Origin of the sequence: Paenibacillus sp. E194 (assembly GCF_000935845.1) — a bacterium.
In the GTDB taxonomy this organism is placed as follows: Bacteria; Bacillota; Bacilli; order Paenibacillales; family Paenibacillaceae; genus Paenibacillus_B; species Paenibacillus_B alvei_B.
In genome coordinates, this window is record NZ_JMDX01000096.1 from 1 (window position 1) to 21,160 (window position 21,160).

The following is a 21,160-nucleotide window of genomic DNA, read 5'->3' on the forward strand; positions in this document are numbered from 1 at the left end:
GAATTGAAATGGAGCGGACATGCTGTACAATAGAAGTAGAGAGAAATACAGGTGTTCGAGGATAAGAATGTGACGAGCCCCTGATTACCAGTACATGAGTGTGTGCTGCATAGATAGGAGAGAAACTCATAACCCATGTATAAACTTATCGCGATTGATGTAGATGACACGTTGATTAATGATGACAAGCAGGTAACTCCCGGCACGAAGCGTGCCTTGGAGCTCGCCGTTCAACAAGGCGTTACCGTTACACTTGCAACAGGACGCATGTATGCTTCTGCACATAACATTGCCTTGCAGACAGGTCTAAATGTGCCTCTCATTACGTATCAAGGTTCTCTTGTGAAGAACGTAATGGACGGTGAAGTACTCTACGAGCGTGCAGTGCCGCGCGATGCTGCGCTCAAACTGCTTCGCTACTGCGACGAGCATAACATTCATTTGCAACTATACATTGATGACAAGCTGTACGCTCGCGAGGAGAATCAAAAACTGATTGACTACGCGAGCTTGAGCCGCATTCCTTACTTCATAGAACCTGACTTTGATCGTCTGCTCGCTTCCCCTTCCACGAAGATGCTCATGATCGACGAACCGGAACGACTGGATCGTGTTGCGGAAGAACTGAAGGAACTGCTTGGATCAGAGGTTCATATTACGAAGTCGAAGCCTCATTTCTTAGAGGTCACCCATTATGAGGGCACGAAGGGCAGCGCATTGCGCCATTTGGCGAAACACTTCGGCTGCAGCCTGGAAGAGACGATCGGTATCGGAGATTCATGGAATGACCATGATCTAATCGAGACGGCTGGACTCGGTGTTGCGATGGGCAATGCCGTTGATTCACTTAAGACGATTGCCGATTATGTAACAGAGAGCAATAATGATGAAGGAGTACGTCATGTCATTGAGAAGTTCATCCTGAATCGTGACAGCTCGAACTAATCATACCTAACGAAGCGCCGCTTCCGTACAGACAAGCCTGTCTGCAGGAAGCGGCGCTTTTTTAACAACCGTACAACGATTACTTCGTCTGGTTCCCCTCAAGTTGCTTATAATGGATTCAATCTTCTGTAGATGCTCCTGCAACTCCTCTGCTTGTACCATAACCTGCTCTTGATGATCTTCCAATAATGCACGTCGGGCGCTTATCGTGGAATCACCCCTGCTGCGCAAATGAGAAAACTGCTGCATCTCCCTGATGAGCATGCCTGTCGCACGCAAACAAAGCAGAAAATGAATCCACGCGATGTCCGTTTCGTATATTGCCGGTAGCCATTTGCATCGCGCTGCACTTCTGTCAGCAGCCCAATCTTTTCGTAATAGCGCAGCGTATGTACGGTTAGTCCTGTAGTGAAAGCGCCAACTGAGCGTTAAGAATAGTAGATAAGTGTCGTACCTCTCTAGCAAAAAAGGGTAACCGAGGTTACCCTTCCACTCGCATCCCTGTCCGTGCAAGTGCCACATTTGATGGCAGCTCATAGCTTGTACGGAAATCAATGTCATGGGACATATGCGTAAATATGGCTCGCTTCGGGCAGATATCCTGAAGCAATTCCACAGCCTCGACCATGTCGTATACAGAACGGGTCTCATAGGCTGCCTGCTCGTGATAAAAATTCGTTCCCAATATAAGAAGATCGAGATCGCGGAACAATTGACGTTCCCCAGCGCCCAGCCCAATTGCATCCGAAGCATACAACCAACTATGTAACACAGCTGATCCCACATTCGCGGAGCCTTCATTCCCTTCTAATTCCTGGCTCTCCGCTGCCGAATACGGTTCCTCCATTCCCGAGACGGCTTGAAGCCGATCAAAGCGATACGCGTAGGAATAGCCATTCTTGCCGTGATTGACACGAATCGGTTGAATGAACCAGTCCCGCCACTGCCATGTCTGCTCGATATCTTCGAATTGGATGAACCTCTCAAGCCATGGGTACATCGTTCGAATCAATTGATTCACCTCTGCGGGAGCAATGACATGCCCTTGACGATCCAGCCAGCGGCATGCATCCGCATACGCGGGGAGCCCTGCAATATGATCCTGATGCGCATGGGTGATGAGGATATCATCTATCCAGAACAAGCCTGCACGTTCCATCTGGCCTGTCCAATCCGGCCCGCAGTCGATGAGAAGCCGTTCGTCAGCTCGTTCAATCACAACAGAGGAACGAAAACGGCGGTTCTGTCCTTCCTCACGTGCCTCTTTGCATACCTCACAGTCGCAATATACTCGTGGAACCCCCATGGAGTCTCCTGTCCCCCAAAAAGAGATTGACCAACTCTTTTCCTTACAATTCATGTCCATTTTTCTCCTTCAGCTGCGTATACATTTACAAGAACAACACGTAACCGTTATAAAATCTCCATTGTTCTTCTATCATGTATCAAGTATAATCGGAGTCAATTCCGCATGCACACATACTTACATACGGATCCTATGATACATGATAACGCAGTTATCATCACATTCGCTATCATGTTCGCTATAATGAGGAGGATTATCATGAGTTCCAACGCACTGTTCAATGATGTTGAAATTGTCGCTCACCGTGGCTATGCAGCGGTGCATCCCGAGAATACGATGGCGGCATTCCGCCGTTCCATTCAAATGGGCGCCGATACGTTAGAAATCGACGTACATCATTCGAAAGACGGCATTCCCGTCGTCATCCACGACGATACACTGGATCGAACTACAACGAGCACTGGACGTATCCGGGAGAAGACGGTTGCTGAGCTTCAGCAGGTGGATGCAGGCAAGAAGTTCAGCCCGGAGTTCGCTGGATGCGGTGTTCCACTGCTGGAAGAAGTGCTTGAATTATGCGGGGGTAAGGTTGGACTCCAACTGGAGTTGAAAGAACATAACACGGAAGAGGAACTTCGGGCCATCCTTCATCTATTGAACCAATATGATATGACGGAACGCACGATGTTTATCTCTTTTTACCCAGACAATTTACGTGTATTACGCAGCCTAAACAACGATATTGAGCTTGCGCTCCTGTCAAGCGAGCTTGTCGATTTGAAGGCAGTAGCCGAGCTTGGCAACGCCACACTCCTAATTCAGCTGTCGACAGTCCTGGAGCATCCGCAGCTCGTCGCCGAGACGCAAGCAGCCGGTGTAGGCCTTGGTGTCTGGACCGTTCGCAGCCTAGAAGATGCGTATAAGCTCGTTGAGATTGGTGTTCGCAGACTGACAACGGACATTCCATTGTATCGCGAAGCATAAGGTTGCCTTGTATATCAGCAGGACGCATATGACTTATTCATGAGTAGACCCTACATAAGCGCAGATCACTCGAATATATCGGGCAGTCTGCGCTTCATTTATTATTTCATTCTATTCCTGCTAACACCTGATACCAAACTCCCCGATTGCTGTACAATTTCTCCCTAACCTCATCCCATCCGCCCATATCATCGATACGGAACAAGCCATCTGGGACGGGATAGGCCTTGATAGTCTCTTTAGCAACCTGCTCATTCACAGGCCGGAAGCCTACTTCTGCGAACATTCGCTGCGCCTTCGGCTCGCGCAAATAAGCGACGAGCGCTTCTGCAGTTTCCTCAACTTGGTGCTTCCTCGCATATTTCCTCACGACAACAACTGGATTCTCAATTAGAATCGTATGCTTAGGAAGAACCATTCCATAAGGTACGCCTTCACGTTTGCGGGACAGGATCTCATTTTCGTAGGTCACGATTGCATCACCAACACCATACTCAAATGCCGCCATCGACGCTCGGCCGCTCTTATCCATGGACAGTACATTATGATGGACGCGCATCAGCAGCTGCTTAGCAAAAGGCGGCCCATCCTTCCCTTGCTCAGCTGCCATCTTCAACCCTGCTCCGTATATGGCATTAATATCCCACTGTGCTCCACCTGATGTCTTCGGGTTCGGGTATAAGACATTTACCCCTTCACGGGTCAAATCCGTCCAATCCCGAATGCCGAGAGGATTGCCTTTCCGTGTACCTATGACAGCAACAGAACGAGTAACCATGCCCTGATAAGCATCCTGTTGCTTCCAATCTGAGTTAATCAGCTTCGCACGTTCGAGCTTATCTATATCCCCTTCCATGGCAAGAAGGGCTACATCCGCTTCCATCCCGCCGGCTATCGCTCTGGCCTGAGTACCGGAAGCTTCATAAGACTCCTGAAAGACAACCTTCTTCCCTGTCTTCGCCTCCCAATCGGCAGCGAATTGTGGGAGAATGCGCCCTAGCGCATCCTTCACAACAGAGTAGGCACCGATTACGATGGTCACGGTATCCTTGTCAGAAGCAGAGATCTGCTTCATGGCTAAGGCTCTCTCCGTCCCATTGCCGTCTTGATCGGCTGACTTACTGCTACAGCCTGGCAGTACCACAAGGAGTGAGAGTATGATCACCGCCATCATTGCTGTAAGCCTATCTCTGGTCTTAATTCGGCTCAAGGGCGACCTCACCCCTCGACCACAATCCGTGTTCAAATATGGACTGGCATCGGGTCTTCTTTTAACGCATTTTCCACTACCCAACTCCGACCCCCCTCGAACACATAGATGCGATGGACAAGCACCTGCACCCAATCCCCCGCCTGCAGCATTGGCTTCTCCAATGAACGATATGTTTTCAATATCATGTCGCCAACTTCAATAGCCACCATCCATTCACTCCCACGAAATTGGAGTGACCTCACGGTGCCGTGTATGCAGGCAGATGCCATTTTCAATTCACCTGGCAAGCCTACCTCAATATATTCAGGGCGAATCAATGCCTTGAATGCATCTCCGAGTTCCTGAAGCGTCTCCCGAACAGCCTGCGTCTCTAGTACAGCTTCTACAGGATCAGCTGAATAAGGAATAGCCGTCTGAAGTGACGACGAGAGAGTATCGAATCCCCGCAGGGAGTCCAGATCCGAAATAATCGTCGATTCTCCAATAAATTCAGCCACGAATGGAGTGTTCGGTGATTGATAAATATCCCACGGTGTCCCTTTTTGCTCCACACTTCCCTGATTAATAATCATGATCTCATCAGCAACTTCAATCGCTTCATCCTGATCATGGGTAACGAAGATGGAGGTAATGCCAACCCGTTCAATCAGTTCCCTCAGCCAGCTTCGCAGCTCCTTGCGAATCTTGGCATCAATTGCAGCGAATGGCTCATCCAACAGCAGCAGCTGTGGCTCAGGGGCCAATGCACGCGCGAAAGCTACACGCTGACGCTGGCCTCCGGACAGCTGATGCGGATATCTTCGCTCTATCCCAGACAACCCGGTTAGCTCGAGCAGTTCTGTAACTCGCTCACGGATGCGATCCTTGGGCCATTTCTGAATCGTCAGCCCAAAGGCAATGTTGTCATAGACGGTCATATGCTTGAACAACGCATATTGCTGGAATACGAAACCGATGCCGCGCTGCTGGGGCGGGATTTCATTGACCCGATTCCCTTGAAATCGAATTTCACCGCTGTCTGGCTGCTCTAGGCCAGCTAGCATGCGCAGTACAGAAGTCTTCCCGCCACCGCTCGGTCCAAGCAAGCCGATAAGCTGACCTGCTTCAATGGAGAAGCTGACGTCGCGCACTGCATGATAGGAACCGAACCATTTGTTGAGCTGATTTACCTCAATATGCATCGTCAATGCACTCCTTTGCGTCCTGCGTGACGCTTCGCCCATTCCATGACGAGCAGCAGGATGATCGAACTGAATACAAGTACTAGGGCCAAGCTGCTGGCCGCCGTAATATTGAAGTTCTCCACGTCTTGGTATACAAGTGTCGTTGCGGTCTGCGTCTTGTTCATAATATTGCCGGATACGACAAGAATGGCGCCAAATTCACCAAGGGAACGAGCTATGGTTAGAACGACTCCATAGAGTACTCCCCATCGTATGGATGGCCATGTTACCTTCCAGAAGGTAGTCCAATCATAAGCGCCAAGCATCGACGCAGCTTCTTCCTGCTGTGTCCCAATTTCCTGCAGGACGGGCACCACTTCTCGGATAAGCAGCGGGAATGTCACAAATAAGGTGGCAAGCACCATACCTGGGAATGCATATACGATTTGAACGCCCATGTCTGCAAATAACGTCCCCATAATCGTCTGTGGCCCTAACAAAAGCACAATCATAAACCCGCCAATAATCGGGGATACCGCAAAAGGGAGATCGATAATCGCATTGAGCAAGCGTCGAACGAAACCATTTAACCAGCCCCCTCTTACGAGGACGATCGATAACCATACACCAAACACAACATTAAGCAGCGTTACAACGCCTACAACAGCTGCTGTAACTCCAAGCGCATGAAGCGACTCAGGCCGAAGCAGGGAGGCGAGGGCTGAACCCCAACCACCTTGGAAAGCTCCCAACAGCATTTGCAATAATGGAGCAATAAGTAATGTAATAAATACAGCGTAAGTCAGAATGATGAGCAGCAACTGCAGCTTAGAGCGTGAGTGTGGATGTGGATCATGTACAGCTGCAGAGGATTGCGAGGCAGTTAACACTTGATGCGGTTCTTCTGAAGAATTGGGCCGATGATAAGGAGTATGCTTCATGACGATTTCCTCCGGTTCTGTATCCAATGAATCGCCCATAAGACTATGAATGATAAGGTCAACAATAAGACAGAAACGACTGCTGCCGATTGAGGGTGGTCACTTTCAATTTCACCGAAAATGTATACAGATGCAACGAGCGTCTTCCCCGGTATGTTCCCAGCGACGAGCACTACTGCTCCGAATTCAGCCATTGCCCGGGAGAAGGCAAGCATTGCACCACTCACAATGCCTGGCCTCATACGCGGCAGCGTAACACGAGTGAACGTGTACATACGGGACGCGCCAAGCGTATAAGAGGCTTCTTCTTCAGACAAGTCGGCTTCTTCCAAGAGCGGCTGAACTGCCCGAATGACGAAGGGAAAAGTGACGAATACCATGGCAGCTACAATAGCGGGCTCTGCGAAAACGATTCTCCACCCCATAGACTCTACCAACCTCCCAACGAAGCTTCCTGGCCCGAGCAGCAGCAGGATCATCAACCCGCCTACCGCGGTGGGCAAAGCGAATGGCAAGTCAACCAAGCTATTCAGCCAAGTTCGCCCAACGAAACGATAGCGGTGGAGCACCCAAGCCGACAATGTTCCGATGACAACGTTGATCGCCGTTGCAATGATCGCCAGACGGAACGTCAGCGCCACTGATTGCCATGCAAGAGGTTCAATGAGACTGTCTACAAATGTGCTCCAACCGCCATAGAACGATTGAGCATATATGCCGCCAAGTGGTACCACAACCAGCAAAAATACGTATAGAAGCAGCGTGGTTCGAAACCCCCACAACGCTCCACGATAGCGCAGTACTGCGTTCACCTTCGTCCCTCCATCTACGTAAACTCAACTCTTTATGTCCATTATTCCAACTTCTTTACTCGGTAATGGTTTTCACCACTTTACCAAAAAATAGATGACACCGTCAATACAAAGATTGATTGATAACGCCCAATCTGTAAGTGAACCTTATGCAACTTATTCGAAACCCTTATGATAGGTGATAACCCATTTTCATGTGATATGGACGATGAAGCCGCCGTTTCGATTCGCCAGATGGAAGCACAAAAAAATCCGCCGATTGCATTTCCTGCATCAGACGGACTTTATTTACATGTGTTTCCACCTTTTAAAGAAGATGACTTTCTGTTGTTCGACATGCATCTGAATCCAATACCGCATCCCGCTATCTGAATCTTGAAATAGAAAGACTCCACGATCCTGGCCCTTCTCTGAAAGGATTCGAAGTGTACGTTCATTCGCTTGCAATCGGTCTACAATAAAAGCTCGCGCCTTCATCTGAAGCTCTCCTGCATCGCCACCCTGTACATTCCCTTCTGCAGACGGCCTCAGAATGCCGAGCTTGTATAGCTCTCCCGTCTTCAGGTTCACTTCCCCATAGAAACCGCTTATGCCGCCCCGCCGCTGCTCCATCCCATTGATCGTACCAATAAAGGCAACATGTCCTTCATCCGACTTGGTATCCTCTTGGTTCGGGAAATACTTTGAAAATCCACATATCAGGTTCCATTCCTGATCATTGATCTGAACATCATACAGTTTGTACAGTCCTTCTTTCACAATAAGAAGAACCTTCTCTTTATTAATCGATTTCTCTTTGCCATAATCGGTTACGACTTGATTCACTTTGTCGTATGTATGCTGAACGGCTTGTCCGCATCCTGCCAACAGCCAGCTGATCGCCACGACCGCCAGCAGCAGCGCTGCCTTCTTCATCATTCATCTACCCCGCTTCATCCCATCGGTATGGTTAGATTCTACCTCTCTATTCTTCATACCTACTACTTTACATGAAGTTTGTAGAATGAGCATCTGAATCTGGTTACAATTCAGCTTACAATATTGTCATCTTCACCATCCATTTACAAGAGGAAGGGCATCCAGCACATTGGACACCCTGTCATCGAGCAGGCCATTCAACTGTTCGTCACTTCTCTGCCTTGCAATTGCGCGACTTCCCGCTGAAGGCGGCGAACCTGTTGTTCAAGGATCGTAACACGCTGTTCCAAATTGCCCCCTCCTGGAAAAGGAGGAAATGGTTGCGTTGGCGGGAGAGGCGGTGGCGGCGGAAATGGAAAGGTTCCCCCTCCACCCACAGGGATTCGAAGCATTTGCCCTACATATACAGCATCCGTATTCGTTAATTGATTCGCTTGAATAAGAGAAGATACCGGAACCCCATACCGACTTGCAATCGTGAACAAGGAATCTCCAGGCCGTACTACATACTCAATCATGAAGACACACTCCTATCGAAGTATTGGCATGAATGTGCACCATAAGATGGAGATTTTTCATTCTGATGACCTGTGCATGTAAGTACAAGTCACTGTGTTGCTTTAACATAAAAAAGCCCCCTTACGTCTAATCGCCTTTCACACACATGCCGATAACCCGAAGCTGGGCTACCGTCACTATATGTGCAGGTGAACAGAAACGTGAGAAGAGCTTTTTTATATCGATCAATCAGTGATATAAGAATGCAATATTGAGTGACTATGCCGTCTGTGCTGAATCCAGCGTTCTGCGGCATAAGAAGCGAACGTGAGCTAGCGCCGCCGGCTTCACCTCATCAAAGGTGACTTGATCTTGAATGTAAAAGGAGATGAATCCATGCATGGCAAGAAAAATGCTTCGTGGGATATTATGTCGTTCCTGCTCGGTATGAATGCTGCTCACGAGCGTCTGTCTCACAATCGTCGAGAACATTTCCAAGCAACGACCTTGTTCTGAGCGGGCATACGCGAGTAATTCTTCATCCCGCGTCATAAACATAATTTCATAGTGGTGTGGCTGCTCGAGACCGAAGCGGATGAATTCAAGCATCACCTGCTCCATCTTGGACAACCCATCGGAAGGAGCCTGAACCATAACACGTTCGAACAGCCGTCCCAAACGCTTGAAATCTTCCTGTACGAGCGCGTAGAACAGTTCCGCTTTGTCTTTGAAATGATAATAAAGCGATCCGTGGCTATACCCTAATTGTTGGCCGATACTTCGCATGGAGATAGCGCGGTATCCTTTCGTGACAAACAAGTGGCGCGCCACTTCCAAGATTCGCTCTCGCGATAGCTCTTGATCCACTGCTTTTCTTGGCATAGAGGTTGTTCTCCTTATTCCCCTTCGATATAGTAAATAGGGTCTCCCTTCCGAATAACGGCTTGACCTTGTGTCAAATCCGTAATCCACGCCATAAACCGCTCTGTTTCCGACACAACGGGCAAACACGTCAATGTCACTTTGTCGGTAAATTGCGTTTCTCCCATCCTTGTCTCTCTATTTCGCAATTCATTCTCAAGCTTGCCAAGCCAAGTATAATCGATTTCTACAAAAACCTCTTGATGCAGCACCTTCACGATCGCATCTGCCGCTTCAATCGCAGCAACAGCTCCATCTGTATATGCCCGAATCAAGCCGCCTGCCCCAAGCAGAATACCCCCGAAATAGCGTGTAACGACAATAACGGTATTTTTCAGTCCTTGATTCTTCATCACTTCCAGAATGGGTTTGCCTGCCGTGCCGCTTGGTTCTCCATCGTCAGATGCCTTCTGAATTTCATCCCGCTCGCCAATGACGTATGCGGAACAATTATGTGTGGCGTTCCAGTGCTGTTTCTTGATTTCATCTATAAAAGCAATCGCTTCTTCCTCGTTGGCAACTGGCTTGCCATACCCGATAAAGCGCGACTTCTTAATGACGATTTCCTTGCTGCCAAACTGGCGCACTGTCTTATATTGTTCTAGCATGAAGATTCACCTTCCGAGATTGCCAAGAAAGCAGCCCCCCATGTTGGAGAACTGCTTTCACGGCTTGTTGCCTATCTAAGCTGTTAACTCATGCCGCCCGCTTATTCGGACAATCTTGCTTCCAATTCCGCTTTTTGAACTTCGAATCCTGGTTTGCCGAGCAAGGCGAACATATTTTTCTTGTATGCTTCCACACCAGGCTGATCGAACGGATTCACTCCGAGCAGATAGCCGCTGATGCCGCATGCTTTTTCAAAGAAGTATACCAAATATCCGAACGAATATGGCGTCATGTCTGGAATCGTCACGACCAAGTTCGGTACATTACCGTCTGTATGTGCCAGCAAAGTGCCTTGGAATGCCTTCTTGTTCACGAAGTCGACTGTCTTGCCTGCAAGGAAATTCAAGCCGTCCAAATCATCAGCATCTTCTTCAATCGTGATGTGATGCTTCACTTCTTCTACTTGAATAACCGTCTCGAACAGGTTGCGAGTTCCTTCCTGAATGAACTGCCCCATCGAGTGAAGGTCAGTCGAGAAGTCAACGGAGGATGGATAGATCCCTTTGTTGTCTTTCCCTTCGCTCTCGCCGAACAACTGCTTCCACCATTCCGACACATAGTGAAGGGATGGCTCGTAGTTCACGAGAATTTCTGTTGTCTTGCCCTTACGATACAGCGCATTGCGTGCTGCTGCGTATTGATAGCTGAGGTTCTCTTCGACGTTCGGATTGCTGAACTCTTCCGAAGCATCACGAGCACCTTGCATCATCTCGTCAATATCAATGCCAGCGACTGCGATTGGCAATAGGCCAACCGGCGTCAATACGGAATAGCGGCCGCCTACATCATCTGGAATGATGAATGTCTCGTAGCCTTCTGCCGTTGCCAGCGTCTTCAGTGCACCCTTCTCACGATCCGTAGTAGCGAAGATACGATTCTTCGCTTCTTCCTTGCCGTACTTCTTCTCGAGCAAGTCTTTGAAGATACGGAATGCAATTGCTGGCTCCGTTGTTGTACCCGACTTGGAAATAACATTGATTGAGAAGTCCTTGCCTTCAATCAATTGCATCAGATGCGTCATATAAGTCGAACTGATGTTGTTGCCTGCGAAGTAAATCTCAGGCGTGTTGCGCTTGTCCTTCGGAAGCATGTTGTAGAAGGAATGGCTCAACATTTCAATCGCTGCACGAGCGCCCAAATAGGAGCCGCCAATCCCGATAACAATAAGCACTTCAGAATTCGATTGAATGCGCTTAGCTGCTGCTTGAATGCGCGCAAATTCTTCTTTATCGTAAGCGGAAGGTAGATCAATCCAGCCTAGGTAATCGGAACCTACTCCTGACTTATTATGTAATTGCTCATGCGCTAAGCGAATGGGCTCTTTAAAATAATCAATTTCATGCTGACTTACGAACGTCAACGCCTTGCTGTAATCAAAGTGCACTTTTTTTGCCATCGTACACCCTCCTCGAGTATTGGTTGACTTTGCCACTTTAACCCACGAAAATCAATATAGTCATAGGATACTGGATTTTGGACGGAAACACAAGGGAACGCGTTTCATTGAACCGGATTCCACGATAAAATAAATTTATAACATTGCATAAATTTGCATATGAATACGCTCTCACCAACTTTCACTGCTGCTTTGTTTGCTTGATTCCTTGTCTCCGCCACTGACAAATATGGTACACTAACATCATCGAAATCATGCGAATCATTCACAGTGCGAGAGGATGAGAGACAATGAAGGCAGCAGTACTTGGATTAGGCACGATGGGCGCGCCAATGGCAGCCAATCTGCTTAGCAAAGGATTCGAAGTAACCGTATACAATCGTTCCACAGATAAAACCGTTCCATTAGTTGAGCAAGGTGCGACTGCCGTACATCTACCGCGTGAGGCTGCAACACAATCCGATGTCATAATCACCATGGTTAGTGATGATTCCTCCATAGAAGCGATCTATTACGGAGAAGACGGGGTGCTCGCAGGCGTTCGCTCTGGTCATATCGTAATTGACTGCAGCACCATATCTCCTTCTCTGGTTCAACAGCTCGCTGCAGCTTGTGCCGAGCGGGGAGCCCAGTTCCTAGATGCTCCTGTAACGGGCAGCAAGCCTGCAGCCGTCGATGGAACACTTGTCTTTATGGTCGGCGGTGAAGAAACAGCCCTGCAACAAGCTATGCCCGTGTTGGAAGCAATGGGACGAATGATCGTTCATATGGGTCCTAATGGCAGCGGCTCCATCACGAAGCTGGCCCACAATACGATTGTCGGTATTAACAATGCTGCTTTGGCGGAAGGGTTTGCAATGGTATCCAAGGCTGGCGTGAATCCCGAAGCGTTCCTTCAGGTTGTGCGCAACGGCAGTGCAGGAAGCAAGGCAGCCGAACTGAAGGGCGAGAAGATTATTGCAGGCAACTTCGACAATCAATTCTCCCTACAGTTAATGTTAAAGGACTTGAAGCTTGCTTCCGTGCTGACTGACACGATGCAGTCTCCGACACCTATGCTAGAGGTGGCCAAGAGTTTATTCCAAATGGGCCAAACGGCAGGCTTTGGGGAAGAGGATTTATGTTCACTTGTGAAAATCTACGAGCAATGGATTGGTCACCCGATCGGACAAAGCAAGAACAACGAGTAGGATAATCCTAATTCAAAGATGCTTTATACACCAAGGGAGTGCACGGAATACACCGGCACTCCCTTATTATTTGGATACACTTCCTTCTACGAAGCTGTATATGAGCTATCCGAAGAATTCTGAGCTTGGTAAGCTTGCTTGGATACTTTGGTATTCCTTACGATTCGAGAGAGCGAAAATACAGCTAATGCAATCCATATCAAGGCGAATGCAAGAAACTGTGGAGTCGTAAATTCTTCTCCGAACACAAACAAGCCAAGTATCAACATGATCGTAGGTGCAATATATTGCAGGAAGCCTACAAGGGTAAATGATATTCGCTTCGCACCTGTAGCGAATAATAGCAGTGGAATTGCCGTTACAATTCCCGCTCCCATTAGCAGCATGATAATAGACACTTCTTTATCCCACAGCGAGATCCCATTAGGATTGAAGAAGAAAAGAAATACTAGTGCAAACGGCGTCATGATCAAAGTTTCCACCGTTAACCCTGTCCATGGGCCTACAGATACCTTCTTCTTAATGAGTCCATAACAACTGAATGTTGTCGCGAGCGTCAACGCTGCCCAAGGAAAGCTACCGTAATATACGGTCAGGCATATAACCCCTGCAGCTGCGATGCCAACTGCTGACCATTCCGTCTTCGTCAACCGCTCCTTCAGGAAAAATGTCGCGAGAAAGACATTAAGCAAAGGGTTGATATAATATCCAAGGCTTGCTTCCACTACATGCGCACTTTCCACAGCAAAAATATAAACGAGCCAGTTGATGCTAATTACAACGGAAGCCACAATGATGCTTATGGCTTGTTTCTTATGGGTGAGCAGCTGCTTGATTTCTGCCATAGTGGACTTCCACTTCCCCAGCGATGCCAATAGGACAATCATGAATACTAATGACCAAATAATCCGATGAGCCAATACCTCTGCTGCTGGCACGGAGCCGAGCAGCTTCCAATAGATCGGAAGGAAGCCCCAAATAATATAGGACAGCCCGGCGGCTGCGATACCGGTCGCATAATGATTTTGCTTCTGTTTCACTCGTTTACTCCTCGCCCTATCCTTAATGATTTGATATATAAATTTTATTATATCAGTTCAGACACAATATTAGGATGAAATTTACAGAAAAATGGATCACAACGCGAACAAGGCCGCTACAACAGGGGACTTCCATCTCTGGTACCCGTTAAGCGGCCTTGTTCAATTGCCGAGCCCCCTCGCCTGAATCGGCTAGAGAACGGACTTATTCTTATTTGCAACTAAATAGGAGTGAATCGCATCTTCCCCTATCCAGTGATTTTTGCTTCATTCGTTTCGTGTATTACAGCAATGCCTTTACACGACTCACTACGTTTTCAACAGTGAAGCCGTACTCGCTGATGACACGGTCTCCAGGAGCGGAAGCGCCAAATGTGGAGATACCAATGATGTCGCCTTGGTCTCCTACATAACGTTCCCAACCGAATGGTGAAGCCATTTCGATTGCAAGACGAGCCTTCACATCTGGAAGCAATACGGAGTCTTTATACTCCTTCGATTGCTTCTCGAACAGATCCCAGCTTGGCATGCTGACAACACGTACTTGGATGCCCTCTTCAGCCAATGCTTCTTGAGCGCGAATTGCCAATTGAACTTCCGAGCCTGTCGCAAGAATTTGCGCTTGAGGCTTGCCGTTCTTAGCATCGGATACGACATAAGCACCGCGTGCAACACCTTCGCGGGAAGCAGCTACGCCGCCTTCCAAGATAGGTAGGTTCTGACGAGTAAGCACAAGTACGACTGGGTTAGATTGGTTCTGTAATGTGTATGCCCATGCAGCGGATGTCTCATTCGCATCTGCCGGACGGATTACCGTTACGTTCGGGATGATTCGTACAGACGCAAGCTGTTCGATAGGCTCATGAGTAGGGCCGTCTTCCCCAACTGCAATACTGTCATGCGTCAATACATATGTGACTGGCAATCCCATCAATGCAGACAAACGAACAGCAGGACGCAGGTAATCCGTAAATACGAAGAACGTACCACCGAATACCTTCACACCACTATGCAATGCCATACCGTTCATTGCCGCCGCCATGGCAAATTCACGCACACCGAAGTAAATGTTGCGGCCGTCGTATTGGCCCGGACGGAACGCAGTCAGATCATTCAGGTGTGTCATTGTGGAGCTCTCCAAGTCAGCAGAACCGCCTGTCAGGTTCGGAACGTTCTTCGCGAGACCGTTCAAGGCATTTCCAGATGCGACGCGAGTGGACAATGCTTTGTCTCCTGCCGCATATGCCGGAAGATCCTTATCCCATCCCTCAGGAAGCTGTCCGCTAATTGCAGTTTCGAATTGCTTCGCAAGCTCAGGGTAAGCAGCTTGATAAGCTTGGAACATCTTATTCCACTCTTCGTTCGCCTGAATCCCCTTCTGCTTCACATTTGTATCGAAGTGGTTGTATACCTCTTCAGGTACGAAGAAGTCCTCGTGTCCCCACTTATAGAATTCCTTCGTCAGCTTCGCCTCATCAGCGCCGAGTGGAGAACCGTGTGTACCACCATGTCCGCCCTTGCCTTGCTTGTTCGGGCTTCCGTATCCGATTACGGTCTTCACTTCGATCAATGTCGGCTTGCTGGAATCCTGCTTCGACTTCTCGACCGCTTGCGCAATTGCAGCAAGATCATTGCCGTCTTCAACAAGCAGCGTGTTCCAGCCATAAGCCTCGTAGCGCTGACGCACGTTCTCGCTGAAGGATAGACCGGATTCACCATCCAACGTAATATCGTTCGAATCGTATAATACGACTAATTTACCTAATTTCAAGTGACCTGCAAGCGATGCTGCTTCGCTGGCAACACCTTCCATCATATCTCCATCACCACAAACAACAAACGTATGATGATCGACAACGGAATAGCCGTCACGATTATATGTTGCACCCAGTTGTGCTTCTGCCATAGCCATACCTACAGCCATTGCAATCCCTTGTCCGAGTGGACCTGTCGTTGCATCTACACCAGCTGTATGTCCGAACTCCGGATGACCTGGAGTTTTGCTTCCCCATTGGCGGAAATTCTTGATTTCTTCCATAGGAAGGTCATATCCGCTGAGGTGAAGAAGGCTGTACAGCAGCATGGAACCATGTCCAGCGGAAAGTACGAAACGGTCGCGGTTAATCCAGGTTGGATTAGTCGGATTGTGCGTCATCGCCTTTGCAAACAGATGGTATCCCATTGGAGCAGCACCCATTGGCATGCCCGGGTGACCGGATTTCGCTTTTTCAATCGCATCAATGGCAAGTGTTCGAATCGCTGCCACCGATAGCGCGTCAATATTCATTTGGTTTGCAGTCATTGCTGATTTCCTCCTTGTCCCTACTCATCACAAGCTGAAAGCTATACAGAACAAATGAAATTGCGTAACTACCAAGCTTGTACGCTGTGCTCTATTTTGCATTCATTGTACCATTACTAGCCCATTCGATGCTACTTTAACGTGTGAAAAGCTATGGATATCAAGATCTAGTATAACCGAACTTCATGCTCAACTTAACAGTGGGATTATATAGTGGTATTCAATCCCTAACCAGAGCAATTAAATAAAGCTGTTCCAGCCGCAGATTCAACTGCAAGCCGGAGACAGCCAGTATACCATCATTTTAATTAAACACAACCGTTTTGTTCTGATAAACGAGGATTCGATCCTCAATATGCCAATGCACAGCACGAGCAAGGACGACACGCTCAATCGTTCTTCCGATGCGCTTCAGTTCATCCACATCCGCACGATGCGTTACGCGCTGAACGTCTTGTTCGATGATCGGCCCGCCATCAAGCTCTTCCGTTACATAATGGCCTGTTGCTCCAATCAGCTTCACGCCGCGGGTGTAGGCCTGTTGATACGGCTTGCCGCCAACAAATGCCGGTAGGAACGAATGATGAATATTAATAATTCGATTCGGATATTTCTCAATAAACTTCGGCGAAATAATTTGCATATAGCGCGCTAATACGATCAGGTCAGCCTTGCCTTCAACTGCTTCAAGCTGTTGGCGTTCAGCCTCTGGCTTGTTGCCTGACGTTACTGGAATATGAACATATGGAATTCCGAAGGACTCTACATATTCACGCATATCTGGGTGATTGCTCACCACCATCGCGATTTCAGCATCGAGATCGCCTGCTTGCCATTGCCACAGCAGCTCAACTAGACAATGATCCTCTTTCGAGACAAAGATTGCAATTCGCTTCTTCTTGCTCACGCAAGAAATTCTCCACTGCATCTTGAATTCCGAAGCAATAGACTCGAATTCAGCCTGCAGCTGCGGCAGCTTCTCATCAAGCTGCTCCATGTCGAATTCAATGCGCATGAAGAACATGCCGCCCTCTGGATCCATTGTATATTGATCGGACTGGACTATATTCGCCCCATGTTCATATAGAAATTTAGATACAGCAGAGACGATCCCAGCTCGGTCTGGGCAAGAAATTAACATCCGTGCGCGATTGCGGGCTTGTTCCCCAGCCTGCTGAAGGGCATGAATCATCGTGTGTTGGTGCGTCATCTTTGTTTCTCCTCCATGAATTAGCATTGCTTTCTGCAAATCTTACATAGATTCCCCATCATGATTCCAACTGTATCCCATGCTATCTTCATTCGTTCCTAAATTACCCGTACAGCCTACTTGTATCCTTCGGATGCTTTGCTTCTGCAGCGACTTAATCTCCGCACAAGTTATAGCAGCTTATTTCCAGGCAGCTTGTCCAGCCAAGCAAACAGTCAGACGCTGATTAATCTCTTCCTCATTCAATTCAGGGAACAGGTTGGCTTCAGCAACCATATCATAGAGACGTTCCATCGGCTCGCGCGGATCTGCCTTTCTTGCTTTTGCATCCTTCTTGATAACATCCCATGTCGTCAATACGTAATCACGAGGAGATACATCATGCTCTTTGAAGAAATGCTCAAGGCGCTCCACATCAGGGATAAAGCTTGCACCGAAATGCTTGTCTACATCACCGCGTAGAAGGGCGATTTCCGCTTCATACATCGGCCGCTGCTTCTTCGCGTCCTTCCCGATCCACGGTGTTTCCAAAATAAATGGACGGCCAGCAAGCCCTTCATGATGCACGAGGCGTTGAATCGTTTCAAAGCCAAGCATTCCTGCACCGATTGGTGCGTGGCGGTCTTTGCCGGCTCCAAGTGGATTCTTGCTATCATTAATATGAACAACGGCGATACGATTCAGTCCAACAGTACGATCGAAATGCTCCAATACACCATCAAGATCATTGACGATATCGTAACCCGCATCATGAGTATGACATGTGTCAAAACATACAGTTAGGCGATGATTATCCTCAACCTTCTCAATAATCGAGGCAATTTCCTCGAAGCTCCGGCCAATCTCTGTCCCTTTGCCAGCCATCGTTTCCAGAGCAATATTGACGTCTGTATCTTTCGTATTGCTCAGTACCTCGTTCAAACCCTCTGCAATACGGTTGATGCCGAACTCAGCATCTTTGTCGGTATAAGCACCTGGGTGAAGAACGATATTTTTCACACCGATGCAGTCTGTGCGGCGAATTTCTTCCTGGAGGAAATTAACGGCCAGCTCAAACGTATCCGGCTTGTACGATCCAAGGTTAATAATGTACGGCGCATGCACCACAATTTCACCGATGCCGTGCTTCTCCATCAATTCCTTGCCCTCTTCAATATATAGCGATTCAATCGGCTTACGACGCGTATTCTGCGGCGCCCCAGTATATATCATGAATGAGCTTGACCCGTAAGACAAAGCTTCCTTTGTAGCAGTCAACAGCCCTTTATCGGAAAACGAAACGTGTGATCCAATTTTCAACATGTAATTGCTCCTTTCAAAATCATTTCCCCTTATTCTACAAGGATTATCGAAATAAATCTAGGAATGGGGTATAATTCGATGTAAGCATCTTAGCAAAAAGTACCAAAACATATGAGGTGAGAAATTATGCTTAGCTCGTTCACCCTTTTTCCAATGGCTGTCGATGGCCCAGGCCGTTGGTTTATGAATTCCATCGCATTTTGGACATTCGTCCTCTTAGGCTTCATGGCGATTGGCGGCTACTTCATGTTCCGCAAGTTTATGAAAGTACTCCCCATGAATGACGGGAAATCGAAGCTCGATTGGCAAAATTACTGGGTTGAGCAAAGCCGAAGCCTATGGACTGACGACTCCAAAGCATTTCTAGAAAAGCTTGTTGAGCCAGTTCCAACCCCCTTCCGTGATATTGCACGTCATTCGATCGCAGCCAAAATCGGGCAGGTAGCCTGTGAGTGCGGTGCGACAGAAGTAACGCAAGATCATTGCATTCAAGGCTACATCATGGCTACACCTAAGCGAGACTATCGAAGCCTCGTTAAATTTCTAGACAATAATGGAATCGATTATACGCCATATAAGCATTTGCTTAACAAATGATCCAAAACTTTCCCCACATCTTAGTTCTATCCATTCTATTAACATGTTAGGAGGGATAAGACGTGAAAGTGATGATTTGCGGCGGAACTGGATTAATCGGCAGAGCCCTGGTTGACTTCTGGCTTCAAGAAGGACACGAGCTCATCGTCGTTACCCGCTCCCCAGCGAAGTTACATGCCTATGAGGGAAGAAGTTCCATTCACGCTATTAGCTGGTCGGAGCTTGCCCATTGCCCTGAGCATTGCCATAACGTGGATGCCGTTGTAAATCTGGCGGGCGAGACCATAAATCAGCGATGGACAAATATCGCAAGGAATCGTATTCTCTCGTCACGAATCGTTCCTGCAAGAAGAATTGCGGGATGGGCGGGCAAGCTGTCCCGCAAGCTGCCCATCTATATTAGCGCCTCAGGCATCTCTATTTATGGGCCTTCCGAGACAGGGACATTCGATGAGATGAGCAATGCAGGTGGAGATGGCTTCTTGACCGATGTCATCTACCAATGGGAAGATGCAGCAGATCACGTTCCGGCCGCGCGCTGCGTCAAGTTGCGGATTGCGCCAGTGCTCGCCAATGAAGGTGGGGCATATCCAATGATGAAGCTGCCGTATTTGCTGGGCGTAGGAGGACGAATAGGCTCCGGGAAGCAGCCTTTATCTTGGATACATATTGCGGACATGGTTCGGCTTATTGATTTTGTCCTGCAAGACTCGATTGAGGGAGTCGTCAACGCCTCTTCCCCCGAATCCGTAACAAACGACGACTTCGGCAGAACGCTTGCGCGAGTATACCATCGCCGCCATTGGATGCCCGTTCCTGCTATAGCTTTCAAGTTTCTATTTGGGGAAATGTCCTCACTATTGCTGGAAGGGCAGCGTGTCTATCCAGCTAAGGCACTGGAGCATGGCTTCACCTTCCATTATGGAACGCTGGATAAGGCGCTAACCGAGCTGCGTAATTCGGGGAAAAATCGCACTACATCCCGATGATCAGAATACATCTGATTATCATTCCGAATGGAAGTGCGACTGAACTTACATGAAACGCAAAGTTGTAGATGTAAATCTTAGATCTTTCTGATGTATATATTAGAATCCTCCATGAGTTGACCTTAGTTACTCGGTAATAACGGCATAACATAACAAAGAGGGTCAGACACACTATCTGACCCTTCTAACCAGCTCGGAATATATACTGCGAACGAGCAACTGCGAGCTTGTCCCCATCCTTCAACGGGTATAGCTTGTAGGGAATCAATAGTTCACCCTGCAGCTCCGTTCCATTTCTCGATCCCAAATCCCGAAGCTCCAAGTTGCCCTCTGATGTGCAAATCAATTCACAATGGTGCTTGGATACCCCCATGCTATCATTTCGATGACTCACCCCTTGCTCAGCACGCCCTATTATGAATGGAAATCCACGGATTTGATGAGTTCCTACCACAGTTATTCCCGCTTCATCGAGCTGCTGCAGGTATGGTTCCTGCTGCGATCCTTCCCCTTGCTCTTCCATTTCTCCAAGCATTACCGTTGCATCAGTGCTCGAAGGATTTAGCATTACAGTATGTTCGGTTAAAGCAGCATAATAGCGATCAGCCGTTGACATAATCGGAGCTTGACTCGACCCATCTACCGACCGTGATCGCAGCTCATTATCGAAGGATTGTGGCCCCAATTGAGAAGCACTAGCCGGTATGCCAATTCTCTGTTGCTGTCCTATTCCCGCGATATCGGAACTTGAGACTGCTGCATGA

General features: G+C 48.2%; 22 protein-coding genes. 5 read left to right on the top strand and 17 right to left on the bottom strand.

All coding sequences use genetic code 11. The annotated features are described in order from the left end of the window. The first annotated feature begins 135 nt into the window (after positions 1-135). Positions 136-945 (top strand): Cof-type HAD-IIB family hydrolase, encoded by an 810-nt coding sequence (locus AZ66_RS14775; protein WP_044355541.1) that lies wholly within the window; start codon positions 136-138, stop codon positions 943-945. A gap of 6 nt (positions 946-951) precedes the next feature. On the opposite strand, the gene AZ66_RS33570 is transcribed toward AZ66_RS14775, so the two are convergent. The 3 genes from AZ66_RS33570 to AZ66_RS14785 form a co-directional block, all read right to left on the bottom strand. Then, positions 952-1,176, bottom strand: a complete 225-nt coding sequence (locus tag AZ66_RS33570; protein WP_331436908.1) for a hypothetical protein — start codon at positions 1,174-1,176, stop codon at positions 952-954. Continuing rightward, a complete protein-coding gene (locus AZ66_RS33575) occupies positions 1,149-1,331 on the bottom strand; it encodes a MerR family DNA-binding transcriptional regulator (protein WP_331436909.1) in 183 nt (60 codons plus the stop codon). Before AZ66_RS33575 ends, AZ66_RS33570 begins: the two co-directional genes overlap by 28 nt. Positions 1,332-1,426: 95 nt before the next feature. After that, positions 1,427-2,305 carry an MBL fold metallo-hydrolase gene (locus AZ66_RS14785; protein WP_036618987.1) on the bottom strand — a complete coding sequence of 293 codons (879 nt, stop codon included), beginning with the start codon at positions 2,303-2,305 and terminating at the stop codon, positions 1,427-1,429. A 204-nt stretch (positions 2,306-2,509) separates the two neighbouring features. Here AZ66_RS14785 and AZ66_RS14790 point away from each other — a divergent pair, with 204 nt between their 5' ends. After that, positions 2,510-3,235, top strand: coding sequence for a glycerophosphodiester phosphodiesterase (locus AZ66_RS14790; protein WP_044355542.1), 726 nt, complete (start codon positions 2,510-2,512; stop codon positions 3,233-3,235). A 106-nt stretch (positions 3,236-3,341) separates the two neighbouring features. Here the strand turns inward: AZ66_RS14790 and AZ66_RS14795 are convergent, their stop codons facing one another. The 9 genes from AZ66_RS14795 to AZ66_RS14835 form a co-directional block, all read right to left on the bottom strand. Continuing rightward, positions 3,342-4,409 carry a sulfate ABC transporter substrate-binding protein gene (locus AZ66_RS14795; RefSeq protein WP_044355553.1) on the bottom strand — a complete coding sequence of 356 codons (1,068 nt, stop codon included), beginning with the start codon at positions 4,407-4,409 and terminating at the stop codon, positions 3,342-3,344. Positions 4,410-4,477: 68 nt separating this feature from the next. After that, complete coding sequence (locus AZ66_RS14800; protein ID WP_021258452.1) at positions 4,478-5,629, bottom strand: sulfate/molybdate ABC transporter ATP-binding protein; 1,152 nt, start codon at positions 5,627-5,629, stop codon at positions 4,478-4,480. A 2-nt stretch (positions 5,630-5,631) separates the two neighbouring features. Next, a complete protein-coding gene (locus AZ66_RS14805; RefSeq protein ID WP_036619026.1) occupies positions 5,632-6,438 on the bottom strand; it encodes a sulfate ABC transporter permease subunit in 807 nt (268 codons plus the stop codon). A 110-nt stretch (positions 6,439-6,548) separates the two neighbouring features. Further along, complete coding sequence (cysT, locus tag AZ66_RS14810) at positions 6,549-7,364, bottom strand: sulfate ABC transporter permease subunit CysT (RefSeq protein ID WP_044355543.1); 816 nt, start codon at positions 7,362-7,364, stop codon at positions 6,549-6,551. Positions 7,365-7,652: 288 nt separating this feature from the next. Further along, positions 7,653-8,282 carry a hypothetical protein gene (locus tag AZ66_RS14815; protein ID WP_044355544.1) on the bottom strand — a complete coding sequence of 210 codons (630 nt, stop codon included), beginning with the start codon at positions 8,280-8,282 and terminating at the stop codon, positions 7,653-7,655. 197 nt (positions 8,283-8,479) lie between these two features. Continuing rightward, a complete protein-coding gene (locus AZ66_RS14820) occupies positions 8,480-8,800 on the bottom strand; it encodes a LysM peptidoglycan-binding domain-containing protein (RefSeq protein WP_052648530.1) in 321 nt (106 codons plus the stop codon). 259 nt (positions 8,801-9,059) lie between these two features. Then, the gene (locus tag AZ66_RS14825; protein ID WP_021258457.1) at positions 9,060-9,662 is read right to left on the bottom strand and encodes a TetR/AcrR family transcriptional regulator; all 603 of its coding nucleotides are present in this window, start codon (positions 9,660-9,662) and stop codon (positions 9,060-9,062) included. 14 nt (positions 9,663-9,676) lie between these two features. After that, positions 9,677-10,309 (bottom strand): YigZ family protein, encoded by a 633-nt coding sequence (locus AZ66_RS14830; protein WP_021258458.1) that lies wholly within the window; start codon positions 10,307-10,309, stop codon positions 9,677-9,679. 101 nt (positions 10,310-10,410) lie between these two features. Beyond that, positions 10,411-11,766: a glucose-6-phosphate isomerase gene (locus AZ66_RS14835; RefSeq protein WP_044355545.1), complete on the bottom strand. Its 1,356-nt coding sequence runs from the start codon at positions 11,764-11,766 to the stop codon at positions 10,411-10,413. 290 nt (positions 11,767-12,056) lie between these two features. On the opposite strand from AZ66_RS14835, the gene AZ66_RS14840 reads away from it, so the two are divergent. Beyond that, positions 12,057-12,956: an NAD(P)-dependent oxidoreductase gene (locus AZ66_RS14840; protein ID WP_044355546.1), complete on the top strand. Its 900-nt coding sequence runs from the start codon at positions 12,057-12,059 to the stop codon at positions 12,954-12,956. Positions 12,957-13,042: 86 nt separating this feature from the next. Here AZ66_RS14840 and rarD read toward each other — a convergent pair whose 3' ends face one another. From rarD to AZ66_RS14860, 4 genes are all read right to left on the bottom strand, one after another. Next, entirely contained in the window at positions 13,043-13,996 is a 954-nt protein-coding gene (rarD, locus tag AZ66_RS14845) for an EamA family transporter RarD (RefSeq protein WP_044355547.1), read from the bottom strand. Between the two features lie 283 nt (positions 13,997-14,279). Next, positions 14,280-16,298, bottom strand: a complete 2,019-nt coding sequence (gene tkt / locus AZ66_RS14850) for a transketolase (RefSeq protein WP_021258461.1) — start codon at positions 16,296-16,298, stop codon at positions 14,280-14,282. Positions 16,299-16,602: 304 nt separating this feature from the next. Continuing rightward, a complete protein-coding gene (purU, locus tag AZ66_RS14855) occupies positions 16,603-17,508 on the bottom strand; it encodes a formyltetrahydrofolate deformylase (RefSeq protein ID WP_021258462.1) in 906 nt (301 codons plus the stop codon). Between the two features lie 180 nt (positions 17,509-17,688). Next, the gene (locus AZ66_RS14860; RefSeq protein ID WP_044355548.1) at positions 17,689-18,810 is read right to left on the bottom strand and encodes a deoxyribonuclease IV; all 1,122 of its coding nucleotides are present in this window, start codon (positions 18,808-18,810) and stop codon (positions 17,689-17,691) included. Between the two features lie 126 nt (positions 18,811-18,936). On the opposite strand from AZ66_RS14860, the gene AZ66_RS14865 reads away from it, so the two are divergent. Both AZ66_RS14865 and AZ66_RS14870 read left to right on the top strand, forming a co-directional pair. Continuing rightward, complete coding sequence (locus tag AZ66_RS14865; RefSeq protein ID WP_044355549.1) at positions 18,937-19,407, top strand: DUF2621 domain-containing protein; 471 nt, start codon at positions 18,937-18,939, stop codon at positions 19,405-19,407. Between the two features lie 62 nt (positions 19,408-19,469). After that, positions 19,470-20,396: a TIGR01777 family oxidoreductase gene (locus tag AZ66_RS14870; RefSeq protein ID WP_044355551.1), complete on the top strand. Its 927-nt coding sequence runs from the start codon at positions 19,470-19,472 to the stop codon at positions 20,394-20,396. 184 nt (positions 20,397-20,580) lie between these two features. On the opposite strand, the gene AZ66_RS14875 is transcribed toward AZ66_RS14870, so the two are convergent. Next, positions 20,581-21,160: FHA domain-containing protein (locus AZ66_RS14875; protein ID WP_044355552.1), on the bottom strand; the 580-nt coding region annotated here is incomplete at its 5' end.